The sequence below is a fragment of the Thiocapsa sp. C2-2m genome (assembly GCF_041903745.1).
Classification (GTDB): Bacteria; Pseudomonadota; Gammaproteobacteria; order Chromatiales; family Chromatiaceae; genus Thiocapsa; species Thiocapsa roseilacustris.
On sequence record NZ_JBBWVD010000009.1, the window covers coordinates 141,359 to 154,433 of the forward strand.

General features: G+C 65.1%; 13 protein-coding genes. 11 read left to right on the forward strand and 2 right to left on the reverse strand.

The annotated features are described in order from the left end of the window. The first annotated feature begins 75 nt into the window (after positions 1–75). From AADX97_RS08985 to folK, 6 genes are all read left to right on the forward strand, one after another. A complete protein-coding gene (locus AADX97_RS08985; RefSeq protein WP_374233310.1) occupies positions 76–3,522 on the forward strand; it encodes an acyl-[ACP]--phospholipid O-acyltransferase in 3,447 nt (1,148 codons plus the stop codon). A 25-nt stretch (positions 3,523–3,547) separates the two neighbouring features. Beyond that, positions 3,548–3,715 (forward strand): hypothetical protein, encoded by a 168-nt coding sequence (locus AADX97_RS08990; protein WP_374233309.1) that lies wholly within the window; start codon positions 3,548–3,550, stop codon positions 3,713–3,715. A gap of 55 nt (positions 3,716–3,770) precedes the next feature. Next, positions 3,771–4,019: a plasmid stabilization protein gene (locus tag AADX97_RS08995; protein ID WP_374233308.1), complete on the forward strand. Its 249-nt coding sequence runs from the start codon at positions 3,771–3,773 to the stop codon at positions 4,017–4,019. A 7-nt stretch (positions 4,020–4,026) separates the two neighbouring features. Further along, complete coding sequence (locus tag AADX97_RS09000) at positions 4,027–4,446, forward strand: type II toxin-antitoxin system VapC family toxin (RefSeq protein WP_374233307.1); 420 nt, start codon at positions 4,027–4,029, stop codon at positions 4,444–4,446. Positions 4,447–4,527: 81 nt separating this feature from the next. Then, positions 4,528–5,034 (forward strand): Hsp20/alpha crystallin family protein, encoded by a 507-nt coding sequence (locus AADX97_RS09005; RefSeq protein ID WP_374233306.1) that lies wholly within the window; start codon positions 4,528–4,530, stop codon positions 5,032–5,034. Positions 5,035–5,153: 119 nt separating this feature from the next. Next, positions 5,154–5,771 carry a 2-amino-4-hydroxy-6-hydroxymethyldihydropteridine diphosphokinase gene (folK, locus tag AADX97_RS09010; protein WP_374233305.1) on the forward strand — a complete coding sequence of 206 codons (618 nt, stop codon included), beginning with the start codon at positions 5,154–5,156 and terminating at the stop codon, positions 5,769–5,771. Positions 5,772–5,815: 44 nt separating this feature from the next. Here the strand turns inward: folK and AADX97_RS09015 are convergent, their stop codons facing one another. Then, on the reverse strand, positions 5,816–7,099 hold the full coding sequence (locus AADX97_RS09015) for a DNA cytosine methyltransferase (protein ID WP_374233304.1): 1,284 nt from the start codon (positions 7,097–7,099) through the stop codon (positions 5,816–5,818). A 235-nt stretch (positions 7,100–7,334) separates the two neighbouring features. Here AADX97_RS09015 and pabB point away from each other — a divergent pair, with 235 nt between their 5' ends. Further along, entirely contained in the window at positions 7,335–8,702 is a 1,368-nt protein-coding gene (pabB, locus tag AADX97_RS09020; protein WP_374233303.1) for an aminodeoxychorismate synthase component I, read from the forward strand. A gap of 13 nt (positions 8,703–8,715) precedes the next feature. After that, on the forward strand, positions 8,716–8,889 hold the full coding sequence (locus AADX97_RS09025) for an adenylyl-sulfate kinase (RefSeq protein ID WP_374233438.1): 174 nt from the start codon (positions 8,716–8,718) through the stop codon (positions 8,887–8,889). Here the strand turns inward: AADX97_RS09025 and AADX97_RS09030 are convergent, their stop codons facing one another. Beyond that, positions 8,890–9,897: a sulfate ABC transporter substrate-binding protein gene (locus AADX97_RS09030; RefSeq protein ID WP_374233302.1), complete on the reverse strand. Its 1,008-nt coding sequence runs from the start codon at positions 9,895–9,897 to the stop codon at positions 8,890–8,892. Between the two features lie 339 nt (positions 9,898–10,236). Here AADX97_RS09030 and cysT point away from each other — a divergent pair, with 339 nt between their 5' ends. Genes cysT through AADX97_RS09045 form a run of 3 tightly spaced genes read left to right on the forward strand, consistent with a single transcriptional unit; the run spans position 10,237 to position 13,074 of the window. Then, positions 10,237–11,091, forward strand: coding sequence for a sulfate ABC transporter permease subunit CysT (cysT, locus tag AADX97_RS09035; protein ID WP_374233301.1), 855 nt, complete (start codon positions 10,237–10,239; stop codon positions 11,089–11,091). Further along, entirely contained in the window at positions 11,091–11,975 is an 885-nt protein-coding gene (gene cysW, locus AADX97_RS09040) for a sulfate ABC transporter permease subunit CysW (RefSeq protein WP_374233300.1), read from the forward strand. The genes cysT and cysW overlap by 1 nt, the downstream gene beginning before the upstream one ends. A 10-nt stretch (positions 11,976–11,985) precedes the next feature. Then, entirely contained in the window at positions 11,986–13,074 is a 1,089-nt protein-coding gene (locus tag AADX97_RS09045; protein ID WP_374233299.1) for a sulfate/molybdate ABC transporter ATP-binding protein, read from the forward strand. Position 13,075: the final 1 nt, after the last annotated feature.

Here is a 13,075-nt window from a genome sequence, read left to right on the forward strand (position 1 = left end):
GCATGTCCGTTGCAATAACGCGGTCTACGGCCGACAACGCCAATCATCTCGGTCGACGCCAGGGGGCGCATTCGCATGGGTCAGCTCTTCCGCATCTCCGGTTTCGTCGCCTATATCGGCATGATCTTTCTCAATGCCTTTGTGGACTTGGGGCACAAGATCATCATACAGAACACGCTCTTCAAGACCTATGACGGCGATGCCCAGATCCTGCTGACGGCGATCGTCAATGCCCTGATCCTGCTGCCCTTCGTCCTGTTGTTCACGCCGTCCGGCTACCTGGCGGACCGCTTCCCCAAGCACCTGGTGATGCGCGTGAGCGCCTGGGTGGCGGTCGCCGTCACGCTCGCCATTACGGGCTTCTATTATCTGGGCTGGTTCTGGGCGGCCTTCGCCATGACCTTCCTGCTGGCGATGCAGAGTGCTTTCTATTCACCGGCCAAATACGGCTACATCAAGGAGCTGGTCGGCAAGGAGGCGCTGGCATCCGCCAATGGTTGGGTCCAGGCGACGACCACGACGGCAATCCTGTCGGGGATCTTCGTCTTCTCGATTCTGTTCGAGGGTCGTCTGGCCGGCATGAGCTACAGCACGCCGGACGAGGTGATGGGGATGATGGCGCCGCTCGGCTGGGTGCTGGTCGCGGGTGCCTTGATCGAGGTCGTGCTGGCCTACCGCTTGCCCGTGCGCGCTCCGGGCGCCGAGATGCGCTTTGCCTGGCCGGATTACGCCAGCGGTCGTTATCTCCGGAGCAATCTGCACGCGGCCTGGGACAACCAGGTCATCTGGCTCTCGATCGTGGGGCTGGCGATCTTCTGGTCGATCGCGCAGGTGATCCTCGCCGCCTTCCCCGCGTTCGCGAAAGAGACCCTCGGCGAGACCAACACGGTGGTGATTCAGGGCGTGCTCGCCTGCACGGGGATCGGCATCATCCTGGGCTCGGTTCTGGCCGGACGGGTCTCGCGCAATCATATCGAGACCGGTCTGATCCCGGTCGGCGCGCTCGGCATTGCGTCGGCGCTCTTTGTCCTGCCGGGTTTGGGGTCGGCCTGGGCGCACGGGTTGAACTTCCTGCTGCTCGGCGTTCTCGGCGGCGTCTTCCTGGTGCCGCTCAATGCGCTGATCCAGTTCAACGCCGGCGAGAAAGGGCTGGGGCGCGTGCTTGCGGCCAACAATTTCATCCAGAACATCGTGATGCTGAGCTTCCTCGGACTCACGGTGCTCGCGGCCTATCTGCACATCGGCGGTCTGACGGTGATGCTTGGGCTTGCCGTCATTGCGCTCCTCGGGGCGATCTACACCCTCTATCAATTACCCCAGTCGATGGTGCGCTTCCTGATGGCGCGCGCCATGTCGACCCATTATCGGCTCGACGTCATCGGCTTGAAGAACATGCCGGCGCAGGGCGGCGTGCTGATGCTCGGCAACCATATCAGTTGGGTCGACTGGGCGATGGTGCAGATGGCCAGCCCGCGGCCGGTGCGCTTCGTGATGGAGCGGGTGATCTACGAGCGTTGGTATCTGCGTTGGTTCCTGGACTTCTTCGGCGTGGTGCCCATCTCGGGCGGGCGCAGCCGCGAGGCGATCGAGACCGTCTCGCGGTTGCTCGACGCCGGCGAGGTGGTCTGCGTCTTTCCGGAAGGCACCATCAGCAAGAACGGGCAGCTCTCCGAGTTCAAGCGCGGCTTCGAGAAATCCGCCTGCGCCGCCACCTCCGGCGTCATCCTGCCCTTCTATCTGCGCGGTCTGTGGGGGAGCCGCTTCTCCTACGCCAAGGAGAAGCTCAAGGCCAGTCGCCGCGAGGGCCGAACCCGCGACGTGCTGGTCGCCTTCGGCCAGCCGCTGGCGCGCGAGGCGAGCGCGGAGCAGGTCAAGCAGGCGGTCTTCGAGCTGTCGGTGACCTCCTGGCAGACCCACATCGCAACCCTGCCGACCCTGCCCGCGGCCTGGCTCGCGGCGGCGAAACGGCGTCTCGGCGAGGTGGCCGTGATCGATTCGATCGGGACGCGCCTGACCAACCGGCGCCTGATCGCGGCGGTCCTGCTCTTCGCGCGTCGGATCAAGCGTCTCGCCCCCGAGCCGGCCGTCGGCATCCTGTTGCCCGCGAGCAGTGCGGCGGCCATCGCCAATCTGGCGGCGTTGCTCGTCGGCAAGCAGGTGGTCAATCTCAACTACACCGCGAGCAGCGAGGCGCTCTTGGCCGGGATGCGCAACGCCGGTGTGCGCCATGTCATCACCTCGGATCGCTTTCTCGCCAAGCTGCAACAGCGCGGGATCGACCTGGACGCGGCCTTCGCCGAGGCGACGCTGCATCCGATGGAGAAGCTGCGAGCCGAGATCGGCAAGGCGGAGGCGTTGGCGCTCTTGGCCATTGGCATCCTCCTGCCCGCCGGCGTGTTGCTCTGGTTGTTCGGCCGGCCCAGCCGGCCCGACGACACCGCCGCCATCCTCTTCTCCAGCGGCAGTGAGGGCACGCCCAAGGGGATCGAGCTCAGCCATCGCAACATCATGGCCAATGTGCGGCAGATCTCGGATGTACTGAACACCGAGCCGGACGATCTCATCCTCGCCAACCTGCCGCCCTTCCATGCCTTCGGGCTCACGGTGACCACTTTCCTGCCGCTGCTCGAAGGCATCCCGATGGTCTGCCATCCGGATCCGACCGACGCGGTCGGCACCGCCAAGGCGATCGCCCGGTATCGAGCGACCGTGTTGTGCAGCACCTCGACCTTCCTGCGGCTCTATATCCGCAATCAGCGCGTCCATCCCCTGATGCTCCAGTCCGTGCGTGTGGTGGTCGCCGGTGCCGAACGGCTCGCCCCCGAGGTCCGCGATGCCTTCGCGCTCAAGTTCAACAAGCCGATCTACGAGGGCTATGGTGCGACGGAGACCACGCCGGTCGCCAGCGTCAACGTCCCGGACGCACTCGAAACCGAGACCTGGAAGATCCAGGCCGGCTCGCGTCCCGGCACCGTGGGTCTGCCGCTGCCCGGCACCAGCTTCCGCATCGTCGATCCCGAGACCTTGGCCACCCTGCCGCTCGGCGAGGACGGGCTCATCCTCATCGGTGGCGTGCAGGTGATGAAGGGCTATCTCAACGATCCGGGAAAGACGGCGGACGTGGTGGTCGAGCTGGACGGTCAGCGCTGGTACAAGACCGGCGATAAGGGTCATCTGGACCCGGACGGCTTCCTCACCATCGTCGATCGCTACTCACGCTTCGCCAAGTTGGGAGGGGAGATGATCAGCCTGGGGGCGGTCGAGGATCAGGTTCGTCGCATCCTCGGCCAACCCGAGCTGGAGTTGGCCGCCGTCAACCTGCCGGACGAGCGCAAGGGCGAGCGCATCCTGCTCCTGGTCGCCGGCGAGATCGACGCCGATGGTCTGCGCAAACGGCTGATCGAGGCCGGGATGAATCCGTTGAGCATCCCCGCCGAGGTACTGCAGGTCGAGGCGATCCCCAAGCTCGGCAGCGGCAAGACGGATTTCGGCGCTGTGAAGCGGCTGGCGCTAACGGCTTGAGGCGGCGAGCCCCGGGATCGTCGACTTGCAGTCGACCTCTTCCGCCGACCTGAAGGCCAGCGGTTCAAGCCCGGCGCCGGCGCTGGTGGACTGCGCTGCGCTTGGCCTACGGCGCTCGTTCCTGCGGGCCGGTCTGATGGGCAAGGCCGAAGGCACAGGCGCGTCGAAACGACTCCTGCCGATCCCGGTTTGATTTCATTGATATCAATGATTACGATGGAATCATCTTCGAAGCCGGGAAAAGAGCGATGGCCAGTATCACGATCCGCAACCTCGACGATTCCATCAAGACAAAGCTGCGCATGCGTGCGGCTAGTCACGGACGTTCCATGGAAGACGAAGCCCGCACCATCCTGCGCACCGTGCTCGGTCAGGAGACGGCCCCGGGAACCAATCTGGTCCAGTGCATTCGTGCCCGATTCGGACCCCTGGGTGACGTCGACCTCCCGCAACCGGAGCGCGAATGCATGCGTGAGCCGCCCGTCCTAGGCGGTTGAGTTGCCGATGATCGTCCTTGACACCAATGTGCTCTCGGAGCTGCTGCGCGCAAAGCCGGAGCCTGTCGTCGTTGATTGGACTGTTTCTCAGCCGATTGACACCTTGTTCACGACCACCGTCACTCAGGCGGAAATGCTTTACGGTGTCGGGTTGCTTCCGGACGGACGACGTCGCCGACGATTGGAGAAGGCCGTGGCAGCTCTATTCGCACAGGACTTCAACGGACGCGTCCTGCCCTTCGACAGTGCTGCAGCGACGGCCTACGCCGAGATCGCGGCAGAGCGGCAGCGAATGGGCCGTCCGATCTCGCAGTTCGACGCGCAAATTGCTGCCATCACGCAATCCCGGGGAGGTCGCTTGGCGACACGTAATGTCGTCGACTTCGAGCATTGCGGTCTCGACACGCTCAATCCGTGGTTCCCGTGATGTTTATCGGGGCCGAGGACAGAAGCAAAATCGGGTATCTGAGCTATACTTGAAGTGGGAACAGAGGACAGGAGGACTGCCATGAAAACCAAAAGCAAAGCGATTGGCGAAGCGGTCCCGCGTCGGGAGATGACACTCTTCGACGAGATGGATCGCGCATTCGACGACCTGATGCTGGGCGGTGCGCCGCGCGGCTGGCGCCACGGCTGGATGCACCCGTTCAGGGAGATGTGGCCGGAGTGGGCGCGCCTCGAGCATGCAGTCGAGATGACCCCGAAGGTCGACTTGATCGACCGCGAGGAGGAGCTTCTGGTGCGCGCCGAGGTGCCGGGCGTCGAGAAGCAGGATCTTGAGATCGAGCTGGTCGGCCAGGTGTTGACGCTCAAAGGCGAGCGAAAGCATGAGGAGACCGAAGAGAAGGGCACCTACTACCGGTCCGAGATCGCCCGCGGCAGTTTCGTGCGGTCGCTGAGATTGCCGGAGAACGTCGACCTGGAGAACGCCAAGGCCGAGTTCAAGGACGGTGTGCTCGAGGTCCATCTGCCGAAGACCGAGAAGACCGAGCGTCGGCGGATCGAGGTTGCGTAACATTTCAAGGCGCCATGGGCGCCCGTTCACACACCATCGCGTGTGCGCTACCGCCCCCGGCATCCATGAGAGCGGATTCCGGGGGCGGTCTTTTTGCGGATGCGCTCGAGGCGGCATCCATGTCCCGGATTGACTCTTTCCCCGGTCGGTTGACGCGCGATGCACCGGTCGCCGTCTGGATCGGCCTCGGCAGCAATCTGCAGGAGCCTGAGCAGCAGGTGAGGGCGGCCATCGGCGAGCTTGCCGTGCTGCCCGAAAGCCGTCTGCGAGCCGCCTCGCGTCTCTATCGGACCGCGCCCGTCGGCCCGTCCGGTCAACCCGACTACGTCAATGCGGCGGCCAGTCTCGAAACGGGGCTGGCGCCGCGGGCACTCTTGGCGGAGCTTCATCGGATCGAGCTGGCACATGGTCGTCGTCGCGACGGCACCCGTTGGGGGCCGCGTATCCTGGATCTCGATATCCTCATCTACGGCGACGTGCGCATCGAGGAGCCCGGCCTGACGATCCCGCATCCGGAGATGGCACGACGTGCCTTCGTGCTGGTCCCGCTGGCCGACGTGGCGCCGCCCGATCTCGCGGTGCCCGGCGTCGGGATCCTGGCCGAGCTGCTCGAGCGCTGCGAGCGCGACGGGGTGGAGCCCTTGGGCGATCGGGCGGCAGGCGCGAGCGCGTTGTCGATCGGGTCGGGCGCTACCGGGCACCGCGAGGAACGCAGCAAAAACAACGGGGACATGTAGGTAGGGGCTCCCAACCTCACCCCGCTGGTCTTGTCTCGTCTGCGCTACCCATGCGCCATAAGCGAGCCATCTGCTCCGCATTCGGTTTCTCGGAGGTCGGGCCGGGTGGTGCACGGCGCCGGCTTGATATCCTCCGCGCGCAGGCTTGTGCCGGGCAACACGCAGTCCGCGATCGCCGGTTTCTCGCCCGTGAACATCCACTCAACGACATGGGCAAGCTGGTGGGAGATCAGCGGCGGGACCGCATCCCCGATGTGGCGGTACTGATTGGACAAGGACACACCGCCGCACCTGTAATGCCCCGGAAAGCCTTGGAGCAGCGCGAGCTCGCGGAGGGTGCAGAGTCGATCCTGCTCGGGATGGCTGTAGCGGCCGTTGCCGACGTGTGAGCACTCGCGCTTGATCGTGACCGCCGGTCGGTCCCAGGCCATGCGCCCGTAAACATCCGGGTGGGACCCGAAGTCCCTGGCTTCGACGTAGCGTTTCATCGCGGGCGTCATGAGATGGTCGGCGTCTGGATGGTCCCGAAGGTCGATCCAGGAGCCACCGTCGGCGGGGATCGCACGGATGCGGGCGAGCGTTGCGCCGTTCATCCCCGGCGAGACATGGAAGGGGTCATCCGGATGGCGCTCTCCGGCGGTCACCGGCGGCAGGTGACCGATGCATCGGCGCACATGGGTGGCCTTTCGATCGACCTCGTAGCCTTGCCAGAGGTCTTCGATGCCTTTCGGGCCGACCGGGAGGTTCGTTGCAATGACCAGTGCGCGCTCCCGCCGCTGGGGTAGACCGAATCTGTCGAGCATGTGGACGGTCGCTCGGACGTCGTAGCTCATTCGTTCGAGCTGCTGCCGGAGCGTGTCGAAGTGATGCGCGAAGTTGCCCTTCAGGAGCTCTCGGGCGTTCTCCATGACGAGAACCCGCGGCCTGAGTGTGCGCACCCAGTGTGCCGTGCGCAGCACCAAGCTGTTGCGGTCGTCGTCATCAAGGTGATTGTTGGGGTTTGCTCTTGAGAATCCGGTACAGGGCGGGCAGGCGGACAAGACGTCCAAATCCAGCCCGGCGAGGAAGTCGCGCCTCGCAGCCTCGATCAGGGTATCGTCGACCCGGGCTAGATCGGTGGAGATCGGCGCGAGATCCAGGTTGAGTCGAAACGTCTCGTTGCAGCCCGAGCGGCCTTGCCCGCTGCTCGGCTTGCCCCGTTCGCCGTCGAATGCGGCGACGACCCGGAACGCTGGGTGCGCGCGGAAGCCGTAGCTCATGCCACCGGCGCCGGAGAAGATGTCGATGAAGGTGCGGCGGCGGTTGTCGCTCGGGCGGATTAGGCTCATCGGCAAGAGGTCCTGATGGCGGGGAGTATCCCCGGCGAGGGTTGGTTGGGCACGCTGCGCTTTGCCCAAACTACGGCTGATTGCGATGGCGCATCTGTACACGCTGTTCTTTGAACCGTCACTTAAACCGCGCCGACTCCAACGGTCGTCAAGTCTCCCGGGGCCGATCCCATCCGAAAACATCGCATACCGCGTCGGGCGCGGTTTAGCTTCTCCAATTGCCGGATTCAGGTCGATGCCCCCCTGCATACGCGAGTTTCCCTATCGCCCCGACAGCAGTCCATTCTTCGAGACCCTGCTCGGGCGCGCTTGGCCGGTCTTTCTCGATAGCGGCCGGCCGGCGGGTACGCTGGGGCGCTACGATATCCTGACCGCGGACCCGCGCGTCACCTTGGTGACGCGCGGGCATCTTACCGAGATTCGAGACGGGGAAGGCGTACGCACATCCGCCGCGGATCCTTTCATGTTGCTGGACGAGGCGATTGGACCCCGGCGATTAGCCCTCCCCGGTCTGCCCTTCTGCGGCGGCGCGATCGGCTACTTTGCCTATGATCTCGCCCGGCGTCTGGAGCGCCTCCCGAACCTGGCCGAAGATGCGGAGGGGATCCCGGAGATGGCCGTCGGGATCTATGACTGGGCGCTTGTGGTGGATCACGCGCGCTGCCGTTCACGGCTCGTCGCGCAGGATTCGGCCCGTCTCGAGGAGGTCTTCGGGCGTCTGATCCGCGTCCTGTCTGCCCCGGCCCCCGCTGCCGGCGTCTTCCGTGTCTTGGCGCCCGTTCGATCCAACCTGAGCCGCGGGGATTATCGGAGCGCATTCGACCGCATCCGGAGCTATTTGTACGAGGGTGACTGCTACCAGGTCAACTTCGCGCAACGCTTTGCCGCCCCGGCGCAGGGCGACGCCTGGCAGGCGTACAAGGGCCTGCGGCGGCTGAATCCCGCACCGTTCGGGGCCTATCTGGCGACACCCGATTGCCGGATCCTCTGCTCCTCACCCGAGCGTTTCCTGCAGGTGCGCGGCGATCGGGTCGAGACCAAGCCGATCAAAGGGACGCGGGGGCGCGGAACCCATCCCGCCGAGGACCGTTTGCTTGCGGAGTCACTGCGCCAGAGCACGAAGGATCGGGCCGAGAACCTCATGATCGTCGACCTGCTGCGCAACGATCTGAGCAAGGTCTGCGCCATCGGCAGTGTGCATGTCCCGACGCTCTTCCAGGTGGAGAGCTATACGCGGGTTCATCACCTGGTCAGCACGGTCTGCGGTCGTCTCGCCGAAGGGCGCAATGCAGTGGATCTCCTGCGGGCCTGCTTCCCGGGCGGCTCGATCACCGGTGCACCCAAGCTCCGCGCCATGGAGATCATCGAGGAGCTCGAGCCCCACCGTCGCGGGGTTTACTGCGGTGCTATCGGCTATCTCGGCTACGACGGTGCGATGGACACCAACATCGCCATCCGTACCCTGGTCCATTCGGCCGGTGTCGTCCGCCTCTGGGCGGGCGGCGGTATCGTGGCCGACTCCGACCCCGAGGCGGAGTATCGCGAGACTTTCGATAAGGCTGCCCCTTTGCTGGATCTCCTGCAACGACTGAGATTTGAGTAAGTCGTGATGTGCTCTGGCCGACCGCCGTGATCAAAAGGGCCTTTACGAGCAGGCCCCTCGCGGCGATCTCAAGAACTTCACCGGCATCGACAGCGCCTACGATCCGCCCGATGCCCCGGAGATCCGCATCGACTCGATCCGCCTCTCGGCCGAGGCGATCATCGAGTCCTTGTCGATGTCGATGTGATCAGCGAACGCTGTAGATCTGATCGAAGATACCCCCGTCGGCGAAATGTTTCTCCTGCGCGGCCTTCCAGCCGCCCAGGTCCTCGATGGTCACCATCTCGACCGGCACGAACCGATCCTTGTACCGTGCCGCGACCTCCGGGTCGGTGGGACGATAAAAGTGTTTGGCGGCAAGCTCCTGGCCTTCGGGCGCGTAGAGGAATTCCAAATAGGCCGTCGCGACCTCGCGGGTTCCCTTCTTGTCCAGGGTGCGGTCAACGACCGCAACCGGCGGCTCGGCGAGGATCGACAGGGACGGGACGACGATCTCGAGCTTGTCCTCGCCGAACTCCTCGAGTGCGAGGAACGCCTCGTTCTCCCAGGAGAGGAAGACATCGCCGAGCTCGCGCTGCACGAAGGTGGTGGTCGAGCCGCGGGCACCCGAATCGAGCACCGGGACATTCTTGTAGAGTCGCGCAATGTAGTCCTTCACTCGGGCCTCGTCGCCGTCGTATGCCTTCTCCGCCCAAGCCCAGCCCGCCAGATAGTTCCAGCGCGCGCCGCCTGAGGTTTTGGGATTGGGCGTAATCACAGCGACCCCCTCCTTGACCAGGTCTCCCCAGTCCTTGATCCCTTTCGGATTACCCTTGCGGACCAGGAAGACGATGGTCGAGGTGTAGGGCGAGCTGTTCAGAGGCAGTCGCGACTGCCAGTCCTCGGCCAGGAATCCCCGGGCTGCGATGGCATCGATGTCGTAGGCCAGCGCCAGGGTCACGACGTCGGCTTCCAGCCCGTCGATGACCGCGCGCGCCTGCTTGCCGGCACCGCCGTGCGATTGCTGGATCCTGACCTGCTCGCCGGTCTTCTCCTCCCAGTGTTTGCCGAAGGCGGGGTTGACTTCATGGTAAAGCTCGCGCGTCGGATCGTAGGAGACGTTGAGGAGGGTCGTCTCGGCCCTGGCCGTTCCGAGGGCGGACAGCACGAGCAGGGCAGCGAGGAAGAAGGATGGATGCGATCGGGGGCTGGTCATGCCGGGCTCCTGCTCGGTGCGGATGAGAGTGGAGCCTCGATTGAAACGCCGCGGACCGGCGGAACGAACCAATAAAACCTGCAAACCTTATCGCCCCCGGCGATAGGGTTCCGCCGTGGATCCCTTATCTCAAAAAGCGAATAGCATCCCCGCAAATCGATCGTTCGCGGCTTGAGTGCACCGCGCTAAGCTCCAAGCGTGTCCGGACCGATCTGCGGCCTCTCAAGCACCTCGACCCCCGCAGATCCCGGTTTGGACGCGCCTTAAGCCGTCCGTTTCACCGCCCGAGGCTGTTGGTCGCCGAGGGCACAACCCCGCGCGGGTCCAGGTCAAGTGCCGATGACGATCGCCGCCTTCTTCAACCCCACGCGCCAGACCCGAGTGCTGCCGGGCTTCGGTCTCGCGCTCGGCTACACCTTGGTCTATCTCTCGCTGATGGTCTTGATCCCGCTCTCGGCGGTCTTCTTCAAGAGCGCGACCCTGTCGTGGGGAGAATTCTGGGCCATCGTCAGCTCGCCCCGGGTCGTCGCGACCTACCGGATGTCCTTCGGGGCCTCCTTGCTGGCCGCGGCCATCAATGCGGTCTTCGGTTTGGCGCTGGCCTGGGCCCTGGTGCGCTACAGCTTCCCGGGCAAGAAGCTGATCGACGCGCTCGTCGATCTGCCGTTCGCGCTGCCCACCGCGGTCGCGGGGATCTCGCTTACCGCACTCTATGCCGGCAACGGCTGGATCGGCAGTCTGCTTGCGCCGCTCGGGATCAAGGTCGCCTTTACCCCGCTCGGGGTGCTGGTCGCACTGGTGTTCATCGGGGTGCCCTTCGTCGTGCGCACCGTTCAACCGATTCTGGAGGATCTGGAGACCGAGCTCGAGGAGGCCGCCGCGAGTCTGGGCGCCGACCGGCGGCAGACCTTCACGCGGGTGATCCTGCCGATCCTGCTCCCGGCCCTCCTGACCGGCTTCGCGCTGGCCTTCGCCCGGGCGGTCGGCGAGTACGGCTCGGTCATCTTCATTGCCGGCAACATCCCGATGGTCTCGGAGATCACGCCGCTGATCATCATTACCAAGCTCGAGCAGTACGACTACGCGGGGGCCACCGCGGTCGCCGTGGTCATGCTCGTCTTCTCGTTCTGCATGCTGCTCGCGATCAACCTGCTGCAGGCTTGGAGCGCGAAACGCACCGGGAGGAATCGCTGATGGCTGCCATCGGAGCGCTTTACGGTCGGGGCGATGCCCGCCGTTACGAGACCAACGCCGCCACGCGCGAGACCTCGGTGGTGAAGTGGCTGATCCTGACCGCCGCCCTGAGCTTTTTCCTGCTGTTCCTCTTGATGCCGTTGATCGCGGTCTTCGTCGAGGCGCTGCGCAAAGGTTGGTTGACCTACATCACCGCGATCGCCGATCCGGACGCACGCTCGGCGATCCGTCTGACCCTGTTGGTCGCGGTCATCTCGGTGCCCGTAAACCTGGTGTTCGGGGTGGCCGCGGCCTGGTCGATCGCCAAGTTCGAGTTCCGCGGCAAGCGGTTCTTGACCACCCTGATCGATCTGCCGTTCTCGGTCTCGCCCGTGATCGCGGGCCTGATCTTCGTGCTCCTGTTCGGCGCGCGCGGCTGGTTCGGGGCTTGGCTGTTCGCGCACGACATCAAGATCATCTTCGCCGTCCCGGGCATCGTGCTCGCGACCGTGTTCGTCACCTTCCCCTTTGTCGCGCGCGAGCTGATCCCGCTGATGGAGGCCCAGGGCCGGGAGGAAGAGGAGGCCGCGGTCGTGCTCGGCGCCAACGGTCTCCAAACCCTGTGGCGCGTGACGCTCCCCAACATCAAATGGGGCCTGCTCTACGGGGTGATCCTGTGCAATGCGCGCGCGATGGGGGAGTTCGGTGCGGTGAGTGTCGTCTCCGGCCATATCCGGGGCCACACCAACACCATGCCGCTGCACGTCGAGATCCTCTACAACGAATACAATTTCGCCGCGGCCTTCGCCGTGGCCTCGCTGCTGGCGCTGCTGGCACTGGTGACCTTGGGGCTGAAGACCTTCGTCGAATGGAAGGCCGATCAAGGCATCAGGCAACCCGATTGAGGAGTCTCCGATGAGTATCCAGGTCGAGCAGATCAGCAAGACCTTCGGCCGGTTCGTCGCCTTGAACGACGTCTCGCTCGATTTCCCGACAGGCGCATTGACCGCGCTGCTGGGTCCTTCGGGATGCGGCAAGACGACGCTCCTGCGGGTGATCGCCGGGCTGGAGACCGCGGACTCGGGACGCGTCGTCCTGGACGGCGAGGACGCCTCGGATACCCATGTGCGTGAGCGCCGGGTGGGCTTCGTCTTTCAGCACTACGCGCTCTTTCGTCACATGACGGTCCTGGAGAACGTCGCCTTCGGGCTGCGTGTAAAGCAGCGGCGCGACCGTCCCAAGGAGGCCGAGATCCGGACGCGCGTTCATCGTCTGCTCGATCTCGTCCAACTCGACGCGCTGTCGGAGCGCTTCCCGGCCCAGTTGTCCGGCGGCCAGCGCCAGCGCGTCGCGCTCGCCCGCGCCCTGGCGGTGGAGCCGCGGGTGCTGCTGCTCGACGAGCCCTTCGGCGCACTCGACGCCCAGGTGCGCAAGGAGCTGCGCCGCTGGCTGCGACGCCTGCACGACGAGCTGCATGTGACGTCCATCTTCGTCACCCACGATCAAGAGGAGGCCCTCGAGGTCGCCGATCGGGTGGTGCTGATGAATCAAGGGCGCGTCGAGCAGATCGGCACCCCGGCCGAGGTCTACGAGCACCCGCAGACGCCTTTCGTCTATGGTTTTCTGGGTGCGGTCAATGTGTTCCACGGGCGCATCGACGGGGCGCATCTGCGTGTCGGCGGCTCCACCTTGCCCTACGACGGGCCCGACGCCGACCAGGGTGCGGATGCGATCGGATTCGTGCGTCCGCACGAATTGGACATCCTGACCGATCCAGCCGCGCCGCACGGCGTCGATGCCGTCGTCGCGCGGATCCTCGCCTTCGGCTCCGGGGTCAGGGTCGAGCTCGACCGGCTCCCCGACGCATTGGGCCGCGGCGAGTCCGCCGACCATTACGAGGTCGTCCTGCCGCGCGAGCGAATCCAGGCGCTCGCCTTGACCGAGGGGCAACGGGTGCGCCTGTCGGCCTCGCGGATCCGGGTCTTTGCGCGCGAGGCCGCCTGAG